Genomic DNA, 19,581 nt, shown 5'->3' with positions numbered 1-19,581 from the left:
CTAAAAAAAGAGCAGAGGCTCCTATCGGTGAAAGCGATAGAAGCCTCTGCTCTTTTTAGCAAACGATTATGCTTTTTTACAATTCTCAATCAATCCACATGAAAGGTAGAAGTGTTCTCTTTCAGGATGACATCATGCGCTCCGCCTTCTACGAGACTCGTTGCAGATACGAGGGTAATGCGTGCTTTCTCTTGCAGATCGTGGACAGATAAGGCGCCGCAATTACAGAAGGTCGATTTGATGATTCCCAGTGATTTGTCCAAGTTTTCGCGTAGGGTACCTGCATAAGGAACATAAGAATCTACACCTTCTTCGAATAATAGTGTAGTTTTGCCACCGGTATCGTATCTTTCCCAGTTACGTGCCCGATTCGATCCTTCTCCCCAGTACTCTTTAACGAAGTTGCCGCCAATCTTCACTTTCTTCGTAGGGCTTTCATCAAAGCGGGCAAAGTATCTGCCCAGCATCACAAAGTCTGCACCCATGGCAAGGGCAAGTGTAATATGGTAATCATGCACAATCCCGCCGTCTGAGCAGATCGGAACATAAATACCAGTTTCCGCGTAATATTCGTCTCTGGCTTGGGCAACTTCCTGTACAGCAGAGGCTTGTCCCCGTCCAATACCTTTCTGCTCGCGCGTAATGCAGATGGAGCCGCCGCCAATACCTACCTTGATGAAATCAGCACCGGCTCCAACCAGGTAACGGAATCCTTCGCGATCCACCACGTTGCCGGCACCGATGACGACATCAAAGTTCTCTTTTACATATTGAACGGTCTCTGCCTGCCACTCTGTATAGCCGTCTGAAGAATCTATAACAAGCGCATCTACGCCAGCTTCAACCAAAGCGGGAACCCGTTCTTTATAGTCGCGGGAGTTAATGCCTGCGCCGACAATATAGCTTTTTTCGCTGTCCAGCAGCTCGTTCGGAAACTCCTTGTTTCTGTCATAGTCCTTGCGGAAGACCAGGTAGACCAGATTCTGATTGTCATCGATGAGCGGTAATGAATTGAGCTTGTGTTCCCAGATCAGGTCATTGGCTTCTTTCAAGGACATACCGACTTTGCCACAGATCAATGCTTCAAATGGTGTCATGAATTCACTTACTGGCTTGTCGAGCGGATCACGCGAAATCCGGTAATCTCTTGCTGTAACGATTCCTAGTAATTTACCGGTTGCCGATCCATCTTCCGTTACAGCAATGGTGGAGTGACCATGCAGCTCCTTAAGCTCGAGTACATCTTTAAGCGTGTGCTGAGGCTTGAGGTTAGAGCGGCTGATGACGAAGCCTGCTTTGAATGCCTTCACTTTCTTCACCATTTCCGCTTGGCTACTGATAGACTGGGAACCGAACAAGAAGGAGATCCCGCCATTTTGGGCCAGCGCAACCGCTAGCCGGTCATCGGACACTGCTTGCATAACAGCAGAAGAGAAAGGAATCTTAATCTCCAGAGGCGACTTCTCTCCACGCTTGAACTTGGCGATTGGCGTAGTTAGATCCACTTTGTCAGGTGTACAGTCTTTTGTAGTCAAGTTCGGGACAAGCAAATACTCACTGAATGTACGCGATGGTTCTGAATAATAATAGGCCACTTGTTAAATCCCCTCTCCGGTTTTAAAAGTCAATTCAATTCATTATCATGGCTTTGGCCTGCTGTCTGCCGGCCTCAAGAACTTTGTCACTCTCGCTAAGATTAACAACCGAGCGGGCCAGCATAAGAGTGCCGACCATTGTACTAAGAAGCGCACTGCTTGCTGATGTATTTTTCCCAGACACATTAGCAATAAAGTCAATAAAGCGGTTCAGCTCACGGTTATAGATCAAGCGAATCTCTTGCGAAGACCTCGTTATTTCACTGGTGAGAATGGGGAAGAGGCAGCCTGTCTTCGCATCATCCCGGTGAAATGTACTTAAATAATAGTCGATAACCGCATCGATTTTGTATCCGTGAGTTTCCTTGTCGGCAATCTGTCCCAGAAGCTCCAGCGTTTCACTTACAACATAATGGCAAGCTTCTGAGAGCAGCTGCTCTTTGCTGCTGAAATGCGCGTAGAATCCGCCATGTGTCAGACCCGCCCCTTTCATAATAATAGGAAGGCTGGTAGCCTGTATTCCGTTTACACGAAAGGCAATCCCTGCGCTTTCTATAATCTCTTTGCGAACCCTTTCTTTATGTCCTTCAGGGTAAGGCATGGCGGTCAGTCCTTCGTTGAAATTTTAAAGAATTATACTGATCATAATAAAAGATGTCAAATGAAATTTGAGATCAGGATATTCTCAGATATAGGGATTGACAAATATGATGGGTAAAATATATTATGATCACAATATTTAAAAGGAGGGATAATACATCAATTGTATGGATTCAGAATAACAGGCAATGATTAAAAATAAATAAATGCTAAAGGAGCAAGCTACAATGAATATCTCACAACAAGTCGCACTGATCAGTGGTGCTAACCGGGGACTCGGCAAGAAGCTGGCCTTGGAACTGCTGGACAGAGGAGCCAAGGTATATGCAGGTGCCCGTAATCCGGAAACAATTGATTACCCTGGGGTTATCCCGGTTCAGCTTGATATTACCAATCCGGAGTCGGTGGCTGCTGCAGCAAAGGCGGCAGGAGATGTGACACTGCTGATCAATAACGCAGGAATTTCCACTAAGACAGATCTGCTGACAGGGTCACTCGAAGATATTAATCTGGAATTTAATACGCATTTCTTCGGCAATCTCTCCATGATTCGCGCCTTTGCACCAGTTATTGAAGGGAACGGCGGCGGTACGATTCTGAATATTCTATCGGTATTATCCTGGTTTAGCATTGGAGCTGATGGTGCGTATTCTTCGGCGAAATCAGCCGAGTGGGGAATGACTAATGCGCTTCGTCTGAGCTTGGCGGACAAGAACATTAGAGTAGCTGGCCTGCATGTCGGCTTTATGGATACAGATATGACTGCTGGCATTAATGCACCCAAGGCCGATCCGAAAGATATTGCGAAGATTGCTATTGACGGGGTTGAAGCGGGACTCTATGAGATCGTTGCTGACGATATCAGCAAACAGGTGAAAGCCGGACTCTCTGGTGAACTCTCGGGGCTGTATCCGCAATTTAAATAAGGATTATTTCCATAAAGACGACTCAGGGCTGTTTTCACGCTGTGATTCCGTAACAACCTGCGCCCTTTTCTAGAACGATAAGTCCCAAATTGTCAGTTTCGTTTCAGTAGTAATAATCTTAAGCTGCGCCCTAAGTTAGAGTGAATAACTAGCTTTAAGGCGCAGTTTTTTATGTGCAGACGGTTATTTGACCTGTTTGATGAATTTGCTGGCTGCATGGGTTAACGGCATGTTACGCATGGTCATGATTCCGACATGAGTTGGCGGGAGCGTAATATCCAATTGGATTTCGAACAGAGAGCCTTCCTCCAGTTCCTTCGCTACAAATTCTCTGGTCACATAGGAAATGCCAAGTCCCCTGCGTGCAAACTCAATGAGCAGATCCACACTTCCGACCTCAATCTCGGGCTTTAGCGTATAGCCGTAGCTCTGGAATAACTCCGTAATTGCCATTCGTGCCCGGCTATTACGTGAGAAGAGAATCACCGGATATTGCAGCAGTACTTCTACGGACAGAACGGTATCCTTTAAAATGGCATATTGTGCTCCGGCGACAAAGCAATCTTGCAGTTGGATGGTCTCCCTGGCTTCAAGCTGGGAATCAACAATAGGGAGGCGGACGACGCCAAGGTCGATCGTGCCGTCTTTTAAAAGTGTCATAACCTCCGGCGTTGTTCCATGGTTCAGGTGCAGCTTGATCCCCGGATAGTTCTTATGGAAGTCTTCCAGATAAGGGAGCAAATAATGCTTGAATAAGGAATCGCTTCCGCCGATTCGCAGTTCGCCATTATCCAGATTTTTCAGCGCAGCCATCTTTTCTTCGGCCATGGTGATCAGCACCTGGGACTGCTCAATATAGGAATACAGAATCGTGCCTTCCTGAGTTAGAGCGACACCCTTGGAGTTACGGTAAAAAAGGGTAATCCCGAAATTCTGCTCCAGCTGCTTAATCGCATGACTGACGCTGGGTTGGGTAAGATATAATGCTTTGGCTGCTTGTGTCAAACTTCCCGTCTTTGCGGCCCAATAAAAAACTTTATATAACTCATAATTATTAGTCATAGATGCCATTTATAGCTCCTGTGAAATTTATTGATTACATGTATAGCTCCTAAAAGTATTATAGTGGAACTATAGAAGAGAAACCACTGCTTAAAAGTTGTCAGAATGATTCAAAGTGCAGTTGCGGTTCCACTGACATATCCCAGATATGCAGTGGCGCTATTGGAAGGAGAGATGACATGGATTCACATACCCTTGTTTTATTTGGAGCAACAGGCGATTTAGCCAAGAGAAAAATATACCCGGCCCTTTTTAATTTATTTATCGATCGAAAGCTGGCGTTACCATTGTCGGTGATTGGTCTGGGAAGAAGAGAGTGGTCGGATGAGACCTTTAAGAAGAATGTAGAGCAGTCGCTCAGGGATTTTTCTAGAAGAGCCCCTCAAGATGAGGAAGCCTTGCAAGCTTTTCTGGAAGCCTTCCGTTACTGCACACTGGATATCGGTAAAAAAGAAGACTATCAGAAGCTGCTGAAGTTAATCGAGTATCGTGAAGCGGAACTTGGACTTGAGCCGAATCGTCTCTTTTATCTGTCGGTCGGACCTGAATATTTCGAAACCATTGCTGCTCAAATTCAGGACAACGGGCTTGGCTCGGATGAGGGTTGGAAGCGTCTCGTGATTGAGAAGCCTTTTGGTCACGATTTGAAGTCCGCTAGAGTATTGAATGAGAAATTAAGTGTTGCTTTTGCTGAATCTGAAATTTTCAGAATCGATCATTATCTGGGCAAGCCGGTCGTGCAGAAGTTAGAAGCGCTACATCAAGCAATCCCCGAGATTAAGGCGCTATGGAGCAATCGGAAAGTGGCCAATGTACAGATTACGGCAAGCGAGACGGTAGGCGTTGAAGAGAGAGCGGGTTATTACGATCATGTCGGCGCGGTCAGAGATATGTTCCAGAACCACATGCTCCAGCTGCTCATGATGGTTGCCATCCATCTTCCGGATAAGGTGAGCGCCGATGAGGTAAATGAGGTACATCTTCATAAGAAACGGGTAATGAAATCCCTGGAGCCGCTGCACAAGCACAGTGCTGCTGCTGGTATCATCCGGGGGCAATATAAGGAAGGCAGCATTCAAGGCAAGCCGGTTGCCGGTTACACGTCAGAGCCAGGCATTTCGCCGGAGTCTATGAATGATACGTTCATCGCTGCGAGATTGCAGATAAATGATAGCGACTGGGAGGGTGTACCTTTCTATATCCGCACCGGTAAACGAATGATGGACAAATCTACGAGAATCGTAGTGGAGTTCAAAGAGGAAGCTACGCAATTGGCTGCAACGGCTGAGAAGAGCAAAGCTCCAAACCTGCTGGTGCTTGAGATGAGTCCTGGTGAAGGGATTACTCTGCAATTTAAAGGGCCAACTTTTGAACCTGCAGGGGAGTTTAGCCCAATTCAAGTAGAATTGCCGGAAGGCCGCGGTGACGGCCGCGAAGCCTATGAGAATCTGATTCACGATGCCTTGCAGGGAGATCCTACATTTTTCGCCCATTGGGATGAAGTTGAATTGTCCTGGGAGTGGGTACAGCCGATTCTTGATGCCTACGAAGAGAACATGGTTCCTCTTCAACTGTATGCCGCAGGAAGCTGTGGTCCGGCTGAATCGGATGCCTTATTGGCTAAGGATGGATTCCATTGGTGGTTCGATGATAGCGCGAAGCAAGAGAGTACGACATTGAAAGAGAAGACACTGGTATAAAGGTGCATTCGATTTAACACACTACAACCCAAAAACGGAGGTTATTCAAATGAAATTTTTTATCGATACAGCAAATGTGGAAGATATTAAAAAGGCCTACAAAATCGGTGTTCTTTCTGGCGTAACGACTAACCCCTCTTTGGTTGCCAAAGAAGGCGTAAAATTCGAAGATCGTATCGCAGAGATCCTGCGTACTGTGCCTGAGGTCGAATCAGTATCCGCAGAAGTTACCCCTGATGCGGTCACTGCTGAAGAGATGATTGCGCAAGCGAATGAACTGATCAAGATCAACAACAATGATAAGAACATTACCATTAAGCTGCCAATGACCCTTGAAGGACTGGAAGCCTGCCGCTACCTCACCAAAAAAGGTGTAAAAACCAACGTTACGCTGATCTTCACCGTGAACCAAGCGCTGCTCGCTGCTCGTGCTGGTGCGACGTATGTATCGCCGTTCCTGGGCCGCTTGGACGATATTTCTGAAGATGGTGTGCAATTGATTGTGAAGATTGCCGAATTGTTCCGCATTCATCAGTTGGATGCTCAAATTATTGCAGCTTCTGTTCGTCACCCTGACCACGTTACACGTGTAGCGATGGCCGGCGCACATATTGCGACGATTCCATTTGCAGTTATTGAACAGCTTTCCAAACACCCGTTGACCGATCAAGGGCTGGAGAAGTTTGCTGCAGACTGGAAGAAATCTGTTCAATAAGAAGGAGTGAGTCACAAAATGAGTATTAAATTTGATTATTCTAACGCACTATCTTTTATGAACCAGCATGAAGTCGATTACTTTAGTGAGTTCGTCGGCACGGCTCACCGGATGTTGCATGAGAAGAAGGGGCCGGGTTCAGATTTCTTGGGCTGGGTGAACCTGCCTTTGGAATATGACACAGCAGAATTTGCCCGCATCAAAGAAGCAGCTAAGCGTATTCGCAGCCATTCTGATGCGCTGATTGTAATTGGAATCGGCGGCTCCTACCTTGGAGCCAGATCCGCGATTGAATCGCTGTCGCATACGTTCCACAATCAGATGAGCGGGACTACACAGGTCTATTTTGCCGGACAAAATATCAGCTCCACGTATCTGTCGCATCTGCTTGAGCTGATCAAGGACAAAGATATCTCTCTGAATGTGATTTCGAAATCAGGTACAACTACAGAGCCTGCCATCGCTTTCCGTATCCTGCGGGATTATATGGAGAAGAAATACGGTAAAGAGGAAGCTAGACAACGTATCTTTGCAACGACTGACGCCTCGAAGGGTGCGCTCAAGACTTTGGCGGATGAAGAGGGTTATGAAACGTTTGTCATTCCGGATGACGTTGGCGGACGGTACTCTGTGCTTACGGCTGTAGGGCTGTTGCCAATTGCTGCAGCAGGACTGGATATTGATCAGATGATGGCGGGCGCAGCAGCAGCCGCTCAGAAATATAACAATCCTGATCTGGCAACCAATGAGAGCTATCAATATGCGGCTGTTCGCAATGCACTCTATCGCAAAGGAAAAACCATTGAGCTGCTAGTGAACTTTGAGCCTTCCCTGCATTATGTGTCTGAATGGTGGAAGCAACTCTTTGGGGAGAGTGAAGGGAAAGACCAGAAGGGATTGTATCCGGCTTCCGTTGATTTTACGACGGATCTGCACTCTATGGGTCAATATGTGCAAGAAGGACGCCGTGATCTCATTGAGACTGTTGTAACGGTGAACAAGGCACGGATCGAGCTGGCGATTCCGGAGGATGCCGATAATTTGGACGGCTTGAACTTCCTGTCTGGAATGACCATGGATGACGTGAACAAAAAAGCAGCAGTAGGCACACGCCTTGCACATGTCGACGGCGGCGTACCGAATCTTATCGTCGAGCTGGATGAGTTGAATGAGTACACTTACGGAGAAATGGTGTATTTCTTCGAAAAGGCCTGTGGCATCAGCGGTCTGCTGCTTGGCGTGAACCCGTTCGATCAGCCAGGTGTGGAGGCGTACAAAGTAAATATGTTTGCCCTGCTTGGCAAACCGGGGTTTGAAGAACAAAAAGAGGCGCTGAACAAACGATTATCAGCAGGTTCTGCATCAGAGCAGAAGTAACATAAGGGGAGAAGTGAACATGAAAAAACAACAGATTGGTGTAATCGGTTTGGCAGTAATGGGGAAAAACTTGGCACTGAATATTGAAAGCAAAGGATTCTCTGTAGCCTTGTTCAACCGCTCGGCAGATAAAACAAAAGAGCTGCTTGCAGAAGCGCCAGGCAAAGATTTTGTCGGTACGTATAGTGTTGAAGAGTTCGTACAGGCTCTGGAGACACCTCGCAAAATTCTGATCATGGTCAAAGCAGGCGAAGCTACAGACAGCACAATTAATCAACTGCTCCCTTACCTGGATCAAGGGGATATTCTGATCGACGGCGGGAATGCTTATTTCCCTGACACTCAGAGAAGAAATAAAGAGCTGCAAGCCCAAGGCTTCCGCTTCATCGGCGCTGGCGTATCCGGCGGGGAAGAAGGCGCGTTGAAAGGTCCTGCGATTATGCCAGGCGGACAAAAGAGTGCGTATGAATTGGTGGAGCCGATTCTGACCGCAATCTCTGCTAAAGTAAACGGTGATCCGTGTTCCACTTACATTGGCGAAGATGGTGCAGGCCACTATGTGAAGATGGTACACAACGGAATCGAATACGGCGATATGCAGCTTATTGGCGAAGCGTATCATTTGTTGAAAGATGTGCTGAACTTGAGTGCGGAAGAACTGCACACCATTTTCTCAGAATGGAATAAAGGCGAGCTGGACAGCTATCTCATCGAGATTACGGCAGATATTTTCGCTAAGAAGGACCCTGAGACCGGCAAACCGATGGTGGATGTCATTCTGGACTCCGCAGGTCAAAAAGGTACTGGCAAATGGACCAGCCAAAGCTCCTTGGATCTTGGCGTACCCTTGTCCATCATTACGGAATCCGTATTTGCACGCTTTATCTCTGCCATGAAGGAAGAGCGCGTCGCAGCAAGCCAGAAGCTAAGCGGCCCTTCGGCAGCAGGCTTCACTGGTGATAAAGATCAATTCATTGAAGCTGTTCGTAAGGCATTGTATGCCAGCAAAATCGCCTCGTATGCGCAAGGCTTTGCCCAAATGCGTGCCGCTTCCGAGGAATACAACTGGAACCTCAACTATGGCAGCATTGCGATGATTTTCCGCGGGGGCTGTATCATCCGCGCAAGATTCCTGCAAAATATCAAGGATGCGTATGATCGTGATCCTGCACTCAAAAACCTGCTGCTCGACGAATACTTCGCTGAGATCGTGCAAAACTATCAACAGGCTTGGAGAGAGGTTATCAGTGTTGCTGTTACCCGCGGAATTCCGGTTCCAGCCTTTACTTCAGCGTTGGCATACTATGATAGCTACCGTACGGAAAGACTTCCGGCGAACCTGCTGCAGGCGCAACGTGATTACTTCGGTGCCCATACCTTTGAACGTGTAGATAAAGAAGGAAGCTTCCACTTCCAATGGATGGACAACAACGAATAAGATATAGTTGACGGTTGTAAATAGTAAAATCCCCTCAGGGTGACAGTGAAGAACGAGCACACGGTAAGTTGTGCTAACCACTGTCGCCAGAGGGGATTTTTCATGGATAAGTTTCCTGTGGGACCCTGACAAAATCAATAGTGATAAAAATAACCCACAAGAAGAATGATCTTAATAGATCATCTTCTTGTGGGTTTATGTTTAGGCGGAGATTTCCGTAATCTTGACCATCTTACTGGACATATCGCCCCACAGGTCCAGATCAAGCCCGCGGTTCATCAGCGCGCTGCCGCTTAGAGGCTGTTCAAAGCCGTCAACCTGATATAGCGCCTCACTCTTCAGACCGCGCAGATAAATGCGAGGGGAGTGATTTTGGAATTTTTGCGGATGCATCAGTGCGAAGAGCACAGATTCACGCTGGTCCGTTGTTACATACTGCACAGCAGTCGTGCTACCTTCTCTTGGCGAAAGCAGACGATACTGGTCACCCTTTTGCACGATGTGTCGAATATCTTTATATACATCAACCCATTTGCGGGACTCTTCCAGCTCTTCTTCAGACCAGTTCAGCAGGTTGCCGCCAATGCCAAGCGATCCCATCATCGAGGAATGGAAACGGTATGCGACGGAAGCGGGACGGTTCTTCATCCATTTTCCGGCGTCGGCTACCCAGCACATCATGGACTGCGCGTTGTAAGCAAGGGAGTAACCTTCTTGGATGAAGAGACGCTCATAAGGATCGGTGTTGTCGCTGGTCCAGACCTCATCGGTCAACTGCATAATGCCCAGATCGATCCGTGCACCACCGCCGGAGCAAGCTTCGAAGGCAACAGCCCGATGCTTGGCGCGCAGACGAGCAAAAATGTCATATAGCCCTTGTACGTGGCGCACCCATACTTCCTTGTGCTGCTCTTGCGGCGCGTCGAGCCAGCCGACTTCGCTGAGTGAACGGTTCATATCCCATTTTACAAAGGCAATATTGTTCTCGCTCAGCAAATTGTCCATCATCTCGAAAATAAAGGACTGTACTTCTGGGTTCGCTACATTGAGTACCAGCTGATTTCTGCTCTCGGTACGTGGACGATTAGGGAAATGATACACCCAATCCGGATGAGTTCTGTACAGGTTGCTGTCCGGATTGACCATCTCTGGCTCAACCCAGATGCCGAATTTCATCCCCAGTGCCTCGACCTTATCGATAAGCGGCTTCAGGCCGTTCGGAAATTTCTCCGGGTTGACTGTCCAGTCGCCAAGTCCTGCACGGTCATGATTGCGCTCGCCGAACCAGCCATCGTCAATAACGAACAGCTCCACGCCCATCGCAGCCGCTTTTTCCGCCAGCTTCGTTTGTCCTTCTTCGTTAACATCGAAGTAAGTCGCTTCCCATGAATTGTACAGTACAGGACGCAATCCTTCTGAAATTGGCTTAGGCAGTACATGTTCGCGCTGGTAACGGTGGAAGTTGCGGCTTGCTTGGCCGAAGCCCTCACGCGTATAACCGCCGACAAAAGCAGGGGTCTGGAACTTCGTGCCACCAGCCAGATGCCAGGAGAAATCGAAGTCATGAACGCCGCCGCTCACTTGCAGTAGCTTGAACGGGCTGTATTCCACAGTAATCTTCCAGTTGCCGCTCCATGCGAGCGCGCCGAACCATACTTCGCCATGGTCTTCTGTTGCCGTTCCACGGTCAATGGCAAACCACGGATTCGCCTGACAGCTTGTATTTCCGCGTCTGCTCTCCAGCGTTTTCTTGCCAGGAGTGATCTCGTCCTGATAGATTTGGGTCTCTTCGATCCATTTGCCAGCCAGATGGGTCAGACGATAACGGTCGCCTCTTGGCGCATGCCATGTAGCGGAGAGAGATTGGTCCAGTGTAATGGCTTCTTCACCGGTATTTTCAATTACAGCATAACGCTCGAGAATATCATGCTTTGGATAGAGACGGTAGTGAAGATGCACAAGCAGCGGATAGACGGTATCTTTCAGTACGATGATTAGTTCTTCGTGTTCATCGCCAAGGATAATCTCATGATCTTTGTAGACCAGCTTAGTGTCCCGTACCTGATCCGGGAAAGTCGCTTTCAAACAAGGCTCATAATAGTACATCCCGCCCCAAGCCGGGAATTCCTGCTGAAGAATCCCTTCGGATGGCTCGAAGGAAGAATGGCGAACGATTGATTTATCAGAAGCCGGGAGGTCGGAAAGGTAAGGCAGCTTAGGGCCATAGTAAAGATGCTGCAAAGTGCCGTTCTCATGAACGCCCAGACCGTACGATAAGTTGGTTCCTTGAAGGAGCCAACGTGATGTTTCTTTGTCAAATAACAATGCCAATATAATCGCCTCTTCTCTTCAGTGAATATTTACTTAATAAATATATAATAATTAACTAAAAAAAGAAAATGATTTTTATCATCTTGGATATCATTAATGAATATTTATATAGAAAGCGCTTTTAAGTATATAAATGTAAATAGTTATTGCTAAGAGGAAAGTGATCTGTTATTATTTAATCACTGAATAATTAATTTAATTCACTAAATAAACAATCTCCTCACCCTAATCTTTTTCACTGTCGCAGCTAAATGAAACATGGTGTTGTTGTTTTCACTATGGTGGAAATAAATTGTTAACTTCCATGAAATCATTTAGAATAAAGTATTAATCTACATATGGACAGGGTGAAATCATGGCAACCATTCGTGATATTGCAAAACTGGCAGGTGTGTCGAGTGTGACCGTCTCCAGAGTACTTAACAAAGATAATACATTATCGGTTTCTGAAGAAACGAGACAACGTATTCTTGCCATTGCTGAGGAAATGAACTATCAGACGCCGCGTAGCCGCAGGGCAGCGAGCAGCAAGGAAACTCCAGAAGTCTCCGAGTATTCGAACATCAAAATTGGCACGGTGATGTTTTTGACCGAAAACCAGGAGGAAGATGACCATTACTTTCATGCGATCCGACAGGGAGTCGAGAAAGAGTGTGTAGCCTCCGGCATTAGAACGGCTGATATCTTCAGAATGGAACTGTTTGAGAGTCCGAAGATGGATTTTGGTGATGTCGACGGTGTGATTTTCATCGACAGGTCCTACGATTTCAATATTCAGAATGTAAGAACATTAAAGCATGTGGTCTTTGTCGATTCCGCTCCCGATGTGGAGAGCTTTGATTCCGTGGTGATTGATTTCGAGCGAGTGGCAAAGCTTGCACTTGACCATCTGTTTGATCTTGGACATACAAAGATCGGTTATATCGGAGGTAATCGTACTTACGGTAAGGATCAGCGGCAGTTCTACTTTGAGCGTTATATGAAAGAGAAGGAACTGCTTAATCCAGAGCATGTTTATATGGGTGGTTGGTGGATTCCGGAAGGTAATCGATTAATGAAAGAGGCCATTTCGAAAGGTGATTTGCCGACAGCTTTTTTTGTTGCTAATGATGCACTGGCAATCGGAGCAATTCATGCGGTCAAGGAAGCAGGACTGCGTGTACCTGAAGATGTGGCTATCGTCGGATTTAACGATATTGATATGGCAGAGTACACGAGTCCTCCTCTTACAACAATCCGAAGCCAACCGGAACTGATGGGAAGAATGGCAGTGAAACTGCTGATCGATCAGATTAAGGGTAGAGAAGCCCCGGTACAAGTGGTTGTGCCTGCCAAACTAATTGTGCGTAACAGCTGCGGGTCTTAGGCCCGCAAGCTTATTAAAGGAGGTGAGTACGATGTAAGGCTGCTGCTTGGTGGAGATGGGATACCTGCATACGAGACGGAGCAGTTGCGCTTGAGGTTAATGTTCTTTTTGTTTAATTTAATAATTATTGTTCAAGTGTGGTCAGATCATGGAAAATTGACGAGGGGTGTTTAACAAATGCATAAATTGAAACCGCTTTCATTACTTTCTTTGGTTTTTGTTTTGCTTTTCTCGTTGACTGCTTGTAGCGGCGGTAGTCAAAATTCGCCTTCTGCTTCCCAGAATGCAGGTAATACAGCTAAAGCGGATGCTACTAATGAACCGGTAAAAGAAGAAGATACACAACAAGAGGAAGCCAAGCCGGAAGAGACTTACGACCTTGGCGGAAGAGAAATTAAAATTGGCGCCTGGTGGGATGGAACGCCAAAAGCTGACACGCCCGAAGGTGAGAAAGCTATTCAGAAGCAAGCAGAGGTTGAGAAGAAGTACAACGTCAAGATCAAATATGTTGCTGTAGACTACTTCGAGCTTGCTGAGAAATTCACTTCCACCGTTATGGCTGGCGATCCTTTCGCTGACATTATGCTGGCACCTGCCGCTTATATACGGAGCTTTGTGAAGGGTGGATATTTGACAGCGCTTGATGACGTGATGAATGTCAAAGAAGAAACGAAGCTTTCGGACAACATCATTAAAGCGGGTAGTTACGGAACAGGCAAAACCTATGGTTTTGTAACAGGTCCACCACTCTTCGATAACACTGGAGTTCTGTACAACAAGCGCCTCTTCGAAGAAGCGGGTGTACCTACACCTGAAGAGTACATCGAAAAAGGGGAATGGACCTGGGATACCTTTGTAGATGTTGCCAAGAAATTAACGAAGAGCAAAGGCGGTAGTGGAAAAATCGATCAGTGGGGCCTCACAGGATCCCCGTTCTCTCTTTCTACAGCTTCAATCTATTCTAACGGTGGCGTAATTTTTGATGAAGATACACAAAAGGTCGCAGTAGATTCTCCTGAATCGATCGAGGGCCTTGAGTTCGCGAATAAACTCTACAACGAATACAAAGTAGTTAAAAAAGATGAAGGTAACGATTGGGAAGATCCAGCGAGATACTTCAGAGAAGGGCAAGTTGCAATGTATCCAGTGCAATTGTTCGAAGTAGAGCCGCGTTTCCAAAACCAGATGGAAGACCCGTATGTTTTCGTACCTTTCCCAAGTGGACCTAAATCTGGCGGCCAGTTCATTATGGGTATGCCGCAATTGCACGTGAATGTCATTCCACGCGGGGTAAAAGATGCGAATGTTGTCTACAAGATTTGGGAAGATCTGCAAAGCTTCGATACCATTGATGAAGATAACCAAACCATTGCCGAGTCCTGGTTTGATGATGAAATTTCTGTTAACAACGCAATGAACACATTTAAGATTATGAAATTCGCGCGTTATGCAGGCCTTGGTGTCGAAGATAACCTGAGCCAGTTGTATCGTGATATCATAGCTGGAAAAACAACGCCGTCAGCAGGGGTAGCAAAATTGTTACCGGCTCTGCAATCAGCTGCAGATAAAGTTCTAAAAGGCGAATAGTCTATTGGAGAGCGGGGAGTAGACAACCGGGTGAACTCTGCCTTTGGGGGCTGCTCCCTGAATTGCACAAATGAGGACCATAAATTATCAGGCAGGGCAGGGGATTGCGTTGAATATGCCTAAGATGTTGCGCGTCGCTGTTGCATTTACCATCCTGTGTACGGCTGTCATTCCCATGAAGGGAGGGACAGATCACGGACAACAGATTCATGCGGCAGAGAAAAGCAAGACAGGACAATCGGAAGTTGTGGAAGCGTTTCAAATGGATAGTTATGACAGCTACTTACAGGAGCATAAGAATGTCAGCAGACCGGTACAAGATATCGTAATTCATGGTGGGGATTACGTGAAGTTCGATGGCTCAGAACCGAAGAAGGTTAGTTCGGCCGGAGATGAGGAAGGGTCGTTCGCAGAGAGTTATGATACGGGTTCGATTTCATGGGAGGTCAATGTTCCTGAAGATGGACTGTATAATATGACTCTTCGTTACTACACGCTCGAAGGCAGATCGTCCTCTATCGAGAGAGAACTTCTGATTGACGGGAAGCTTCCGTTCGCTGGTGCAAGAAGCTTTATTTTCCCAAGGCTGTGGATGAACGAGAAGCCGCAGATCGAGCAGGATAATCAAGGGAATGATATCCGCCCTCGTCAAATTGAGGCTAATGGATGGCAGGAGATTCCTTTCCGGGATGCAGAGGGCTTTTATGAGAAGCCGTATGCTTTTTATCTGTCGGCTGGTAAACATACAATTACGCTTAACTCTATCAAAGAGCCGATGGTGATCGGCGAGATCAAGATCGGTCAGTTCGATACGCTGCCTAATTATGAAGAGATGAAGGAGCGTTATCAGAAGCTGGGACTGCAAGAAGTGAAGGGTCAACAAGTGAAGGTACAGGGTGAGGATGCGATTCTCAAATCTGCACCAACATTGTATCCGATCACAGATCGATCCAGTCCAAGTACGGAACCAAAGTCCATTTCAAAGATTCGCATGAATACAATAGGCGGCAATAACTGGCGTATGCCGGGTGATTCCATTACTTGGCGGATTGAAGTGCCGGAGGATGGACTTTACAAACTTGGCATCAAGAGCAGACAGGAGTTTTTGCGCGGGGTGTACTCTACTAGAACCCTGTATATTGACGGTGAAATTCCTTTTGATGAAGTGCGGGAGATTCCTTTCAATTACTCAAGTGACTGGAAGATGACTACGCTCGGCAACGAGCAGGAGCCGTATCAGTTCTATTTAACTAAAGGAAGTCATGAGTTGAAGCTCGCGGTCAGCCTTGGTTCAGTTGCACCACTGATCCGTCAGGTACAGAGTAGTATTCTAGAGCTTAATTCCATTTATCGCAAAATCTTGATGATTACGGGTAGTGTGCCGGATCCGTTCCGGGATTACAATCTGGAGCAGAAAATTCCAGAGATGATTGCTGTCTTTGAGAAACACAGTGAAATTCTAACAAGTGTATCTCATCAATTGAACGAAATCACGGGTGAGAAAAGCGATCAGGTGGCAATTTTGACGAAAATGGCCTATCAGCTTGAGGACTTGGCTAAGCATCCAGAGACACTGCAGAATCGTCTGGAATCTTTCAAAATCAATGTTGGTGGTCTTGGAACCTGGGTTCTGCAGGTTAGAGAGCAACCACTCGAAATTGACTATATCGTTCTCGCTTCCCCTGAGCAGAAGATGCCTAAGGCGGCTGCATCCTTTGCTAGCAAAGCCAAGCATGAGGTAACGAACTTATTTAGCTCGTTCTTTACGGACTATAACAGCATGGGAAATACGAGTGAGAATGAACGGGCAGTAACGGTTTGGGTAGGAACCGGACGTGACCAGGCGCAGGTAATTAAAGCGATGACTGATGATACATTTACAGAGCAAACAGGAATTAGCGTGAATTTGCGACTAGTCAATCCTTCTGTCCTTATGCCTGCTACCCTATCAGGACAAGGACCTGATGTAGCGATGCAGATTTCTAATGATATCCCAGTCAACTATGGGATGCGGAATGCCATTGTGGATCTGACTCAGTTCAACGATTACGAAGAGGTTGCCAAGCGATTCCGGGAGAGTGCGATTACCCCGTACAAATTCCATGATGCTGTATTCGGTTTGCCAGAGCAGCAGGTTTTCCCGATGCTGTTCTATCGCAAGGATATTCTGAGTGAGCTTAACTTGAAAGCTCCACAGACGTGGGAAGATATGTATGAGATCATTCCAGTGCTCAAGAAGCACCATATGGATTTGGCGTTGCCGCTTGCTCAGACTGTTGGGGTATCCACACTTGAACCGAGCAAAGCCTTTGCGATGCTGTTGTATCAGCAAGGCGGCGAGTTCTATAACAACGATGGCACTAGAAGTGCCCTGGATTCTGAACCGTCTATGCAGGCTTTCCGGCAGTGGACTGACTTCTTCGTGAACTATAAGTTCCCGCTTCAGTTCGATCTAACGACTCGTTTCCGGACAGGTGAGATTCCAGTCGCGATTTCGGACTACACATTCTACAACACGCTGGCGGTATCCGCTCCAGAGATTAGAGGACTGTGGGACTTTACGGTTGTTCCTGGACTTGAACAGAAAGACGGCAGCATTAAGCGGGATGTATCGAGCGGTGGCTCGGCTGTCATTATGATGGAGCAAACGAAGGACAAAGAAGCAGCCTGGGAATTCATAAAATGGTGGACCGGTAAGGAAACACAGGTACGCTTTGGCCGGGAGATGGAAGGGCTCATGGGTGCAGCAGCCCGTTATCCGACCGCGAACGTGGAAGCTATGGAAGAATTGCCATGGCCAAGTAAGGATCTCCAGAACCTGAAAGAGCAGTGGGATTGGGTGAAGGGTGTTCCTGAGGTACCTGGTGGATACTACACGGGTCGTAACCTTGATAATGCTTTTAGAGAAGTCATTAACAATAAGACGAACACGAGAGATGCTCTCTATGATTACGTGGAAGAGATCAATCGTGAGATCGAGTTTAAGCAAACAGAAATCAATCTGAAGTAGAGACCGAGGTGATCTAAGTTGCAGCAAACGAATACTTTACCGGCATCCGCGGGTGAGCCTTCGCCTCAGAAAGGCGTGAGCACCAAGCATAGTAAACTCCGGTTTAATTTGAAGCGAATGAAAAATGACAAGCATCTATACGTGTTGATTGCTCCATATATGCTGCTGTTCTTCATTTTCACTGTGCTTCCGGTTGTCATGTCCATGCTGATCAGCCTTACGTACTTCAATATGCTGGAGTTTCCACGCTGGGCAGGCTGGAGCAATTATACAAGGTTGCTACTAGACGATGATATTTTTCTGATCGCTCTAAAAAATACGTTGATCTTCGCAGTGATTACGGGTCCGATCAGTTATATTGCCTGTTTCGTATTTGCCTGGTTAATCAATGAGCTCAGGCCGAAGGTACGGGCCTTTATGACGCTTGTTTTCTATGCGCCTTCGATTTCCGGAAATATCTATTTCGTGTGGCAGATTATGTTCTCTGGAGATTCGTACGGTATTGTAAACGGTTTCCTGATGAGGACCGGTTTTATTAATGAACCGATCCTATGGTTCCAGAATCCGAAGTATACGCTGATGATCATTATTATTGTGCAGCTATGGTTAAGTCTTGGAACGAGCTTTCTGGCGTTCATTGCCGGTCTGCAGACGGTTGATAAGACTTTGTTCGAGGCGGGAGCGATGGACGGTATTCGCAACCGGTGGCAGGAGCTATGGTATATCACGCTGCCTTCTATGCGGCCACAGCTTATGTTCGGGGCAGTTATTCAGATCACGGCATCCTTTGCGGTGGCAGACGTAGCGATGAACTTGGCGGGATTCCCAAGTGTGCAGTATTCTGCCCATACCATTGTTACCCACTTGATTGACTACGGAACGATTCGTTTTGAGATGGGGTACGCCTCAGCGATTGCCACAGTGTTGTTTGGTATTATGCTGTGCTCCAACCTAGTGATTCAGAAGATGCTTAGAAGGGTGGGTGAATAGGCCGGTGAGACTAGCACTTAAATTCAGATTGAGCGGGGAGAAGAGAATTAACCGCTCGTGGCAGGTGGACCTTTTCTTATTCCTTCTTCTAGGCCTGTTCGGTGCCTTTATGGCCATTCCACTGATTTATGCGATCAATAATGCGTTCAAGCCGCTCGATGAGCTGTTTCTGTTTCCGCCTAAGATTTTTGTGCGGAACCCTACCTTTAATAACTTTCCTGATTTGTTCCATCTGATGGCCAAATCGTGGGTTCCTTTTTCACGCTACATTTTCAATACGGTGTTCATCACCCTGGTTGGTACAGTGGGGCACGTTATCCTTGCTTCAGCAGCGGCCTACCCGCTGGCAAAGTATAATTTTGTCGGCTCCAAGACATTGTTCTCTATCGTTGTTCTATCGCTCATGTTCTCCTCGCAGGTGACGGCGATCCCGAACTATATGACGATGTCCTGGCTGGGATGGATAGACACGTACTGGGCGATCATTGTGCCGGCATTTGCCTTCCCGCTCGGACTCTATCTGATGAAGCAGTTCATTGAGCAGATTCCGATGGCCTTGATTGAATCCGCCAAAATTGACGGTGCGAGCGAGTACCGCGTGTTCTGGACGATTGTTATGCCGCTGGTTAAGCCAGCATGGTTCACGCTCATTATTTTGTTGTTCCAGATGCTATGGGCCACCGACGGCGGCAGCTTTATCTATAGCGAAGAACTTAAGACGATGCACTATGCGATGGGACAAATTATTCAAGGTGGTATTGCCCGGGCAGGTATAGCAGCAGCGGTAGCTCTGCTATTGATGAGCGTTCCGATGGCGTTGTTCGTCATCACTCAGAGCCAGATCATTCAGACGATGGCATCTTCCGGAATGAAGGAATAGCACG

Annotated in this window: 14 protein-coding genes; 10 read left to right on the top strand and 4 right to left on the bottom strand. The window is 47.0% G+C overall.

The features are described 5' to 3' along the window. Nucleotides 1-89: 89 nt before the first annotated feature. Together ACFVU8_RS13465 and ACFVU8_RS13460 are read right to left on the bottom strand one after the other, a co-directional pair. Nucleotides 90-1,595 (bottom strand): IMP dehydrogenase, encoded by a 1,506-nt coding sequence (locus tag ACFVU8_RS13465; RefSeq protein ID WP_379468068.1) that lies wholly within the window; start codon nt 1,593-1,595, stop codon nt 90-92. 34 nt (nt 1,596-1,629) lie between these two features. Next, on the bottom strand, nt 1,630-2,196 hold the full coding sequence (locus ACFVU8_RS13460) for a TetR/AcrR family transcriptional regulator (RefSeq protein ID WP_387427822.1): 567 nt from the start codon (nt 2,194-2,196) through the stop codon (nt 1,630-1,632). A 226-nt stretch (nt 2,197-2,422) separates the two neighbouring features. Between ACFVU8_RS13460 and ACFVU8_RS13455 the strand changes: the two genes are divergently transcribed. Next, nucleotides 2,423-3,121 carry an SDR family oxidoreductase gene (locus ACFVU8_RS13455; protein ID WP_387427820.1) on the top strand — a complete coding sequence of 233 codons (699 nt, stop codon included), beginning with the start codon at nt 2,423-2,425 and terminating at the stop codon, nt 3,119-3,121. Nucleotides 3,122-3,304: 183 nt separating this feature from the next. On the opposite strand, the gene ACFVU8_RS13450 is transcribed toward ACFVU8_RS13455, so the two are convergent. Then, entirely contained in the window at nt 3,305-4,183 is an 879-nt protein-coding gene (locus ACFVU8_RS13450; RefSeq protein WP_379468309.1) for a LysR family transcriptional regulator, read from the bottom strand. Nucleotides 4,184-4,362: 179 nt separating this feature from the next. On the opposite strand from ACFVU8_RS13450, the gene zwf reads away from it, so the two are divergent. From zwf to gndA, 4 genes are read left to right on the top strand one after another with little or no spacing between them, the layout of a single operon-like run. After that, nucleotides 4,363-5,883, top strand: coding sequence for a glucose-6-phosphate dehydrogenase (gene zwf / locus ACFVU8_RS13445; RefSeq protein ID WP_387427819.1), 1,521 nt, complete (start codon nt 4,363-4,365; stop codon nt 5,881-5,883). Between the two features lie 49 nt (nt 5,884-5,932). Beyond that, entirely contained in the window at nt 5,933-6,598 is a 666-nt protein-coding gene (gene fsa, locus ACFVU8_RS13440) for a fructose-6-phosphate aldolase (RefSeq protein ID WP_066364787.1), read from the top strand. An 18-nt stretch (nt 6,599-6,616) separates the two neighbouring features. Beyond that, on the top strand, nt 6,617-7,975 hold the full coding sequence (locus ACFVU8_RS13435) for a glucose-6-phosphate isomerase (RefSeq protein WP_379468060.1): 1,359 nt from the start codon (nt 6,617-6,619) through the stop codon (nt 7,973-7,975). Nucleotides 7,976-7,994: 19 nt separating this feature from the next. Next, on the top strand, nt 7,995-9,413 hold the full coding sequence (gndA, locus tag ACFVU8_RS13430) for an NADP-dependent phosphogluconate dehydrogenase (protein ID WP_379468058.1): 1,419 nt from the start codon (nt 7,995-7,997) through the stop codon (nt 9,411-9,413). A 201-nt stretch (nt 9,414-9,614) separates the two neighbouring features. Here the strand turns inward: gndA and ACFVU8_RS13425 are convergent, their stop codons facing one another. Next, nucleotides 9,615-11,744, bottom strand: a complete 2,130-nt coding sequence (locus ACFVU8_RS13425; protein ID WP_387427818.1) for an alpha-galactosidase — start codon at nt 11,742-11,744, stop codon at nt 9,615-9,617. Nucleotides 11,745-12,099: 355 nt separating this feature from the next. Here ACFVU8_RS13425 and ACFVU8_RS13420 point away from each other — a divergent pair, with 355 nt between their 5' ends. From ACFVU8_RS13420 to ACFVU8_RS13400, 5 genes are all read left to right on the top strand, one after another. After that, nucleotides 12,100-13,110 carry a LacI family DNA-binding transcriptional regulator gene (locus ACFVU8_RS13420; protein ID WP_379469651.1) on the top strand — a complete coding sequence of 337 codons (1,011 nt, stop codon included), beginning with the start codon at nt 12,100-12,102 and terminating at the stop codon, nt 13,108-13,110. Between the two features lie 177 nt (nt 13,111-13,287). Further along, nucleotides 13,288-14,697 (top strand): extracellular solute-binding protein, encoded by a 1,410-nt coding sequence (locus tag ACFVU8_RS13415; RefSeq protein ID WP_379469649.1) that lies wholly within the window; start codon nt 13,288-13,290, stop codon nt 14,695-14,697. Nucleotides 14,698-14,812: 115 nt separating this feature from the next. Beyond that, a complete protein-coding gene (locus ACFVU8_RS13410; RefSeq protein WP_387427817.1) occupies nt 14,813-17,707 on the top strand; it encodes an extracellular solute-binding protein in 2,895 nt (964 codons plus the stop codon). Nucleotides 17,708-17,824: 117 nt separating this feature from the next. Further along, nucleotides 17,825-18,697, top strand: a complete 873-nt coding sequence (locus tag ACFVU8_RS13405) for a carbohydrate ABC transporter permease (RefSeq protein WP_175372422.1) — start codon at nt 17,825-17,827, stop codon at nt 18,695-18,697. 4 nt (nt 18,698-18,701) lie between these two features. Further along, nucleotides 18,702-19,577 carry a carbohydrate ABC transporter permease gene (locus ACFVU8_RS13400; protein ID WP_379469645.1) on the top strand — a complete coding sequence of 292 codons (876 nt, stop codon included), beginning with the start codon at nt 18,702-18,704 and terminating at the stop codon, nt 19,575-19,577. Nucleotides 19,578-19,581 lie beyond the last annotated feature (4 nt).

It is taken from the genome of Paenibacillus sp. NPDC058177 (assembly GCF_042883835.1).
GTDB classification, from domain to species: domain Bacteria; phylum Bacillota; class Bacilli; order Paenibacillales; family Paenibacillaceae; genus Paenibacillus_AQ; species Paenibacillus_AQ agri.
The sequence above is the reverse complement of the archived record's forward strand: the minus strand, read 5'-3'. Positions and strand labels throughout refer to the sequence as shown.

What these genes read in the sequence shown, in the direction of transcription:
- ACFVU8_RS13460 (WP_387427822.1), bottom strand. Translation starts at nt 2,196, where the DNA reads ATGCCTTACCCTGAAGGACATAAAGAAAGGGTTCGCAAAGAGATTATA.
- ACFVU8_RS13455 (WP_387427820.1), top strand. Translation starts at nt 2,423, where the DNA reads ATGAATATCTCACAACAAGTCGCACTGATCAGTGGTGCTAACCGGGGA.
- ACFVU8_RS13450 (WP_379468309.1), bottom strand. Translation starts at nt 4,183, where the DNA reads ATGACTAATAATTATGAGTTATATAAAGTTTTTTATTGGGCCGCAAAG.
- zwf (WP_387427819.1), top strand. Translation starts at nt 4,363, where the DNA reads ATGGATTCACATACCCTTGTTTTATTTGGAGCAACAGGCGATTTAGCC.
- fsa (WP_066364787.1), top strand. Translation starts at nt 5,933, where the DNA reads ATGAAATTTTTTATCGATACAGCAAATGTGGAAGATATTAAAAAGGCC.
- ACFVU8_RS13435 (WP_379468060.1), top strand. Translation starts at nt 6,617, where the DNA reads ATGAGTATTAAATTTGATTATTCTAACGCACTATCTTTTATGAACCAG.
- gndA (WP_379468058.1), top strand. Translation starts at nt 7,995, where the DNA reads ATGAAAAAACAACAGATTGGTGTAATCGGTTTGGCAGTAATGGGGAAA.
- ACFVU8_RS13420 (WP_379469651.1), top strand. Translation starts at nt 12,100, where the DNA reads ATGGCAACCATTCGTGATATTGCAAAACTGGCAGGTGTGTCGAGTGTG.
- ACFVU8_RS13415 (WP_379469649.1), top strand. Translation starts at nt 13,288, where the DNA reads ATGCATAAATTGAAACCGCTTTCATTACTTTCTTTGGTTTTTGTTTTG.
- ACFVU8_RS13410 (WP_387427817.1), top strand. Translation starts at nt 14,813, where the DNA reads ATGCCTAAGATGTTGCGCGTCGCTGTTGCATTTACCATCCTGTGTACG.
- ACFVU8_RS13405 (WP_175372422.1), top strand. Translation starts at nt 17,825, where the DNA reads ATGAAAAATGACAAGCATCTATACGTGTTGATTGCTCCATATATGCTG.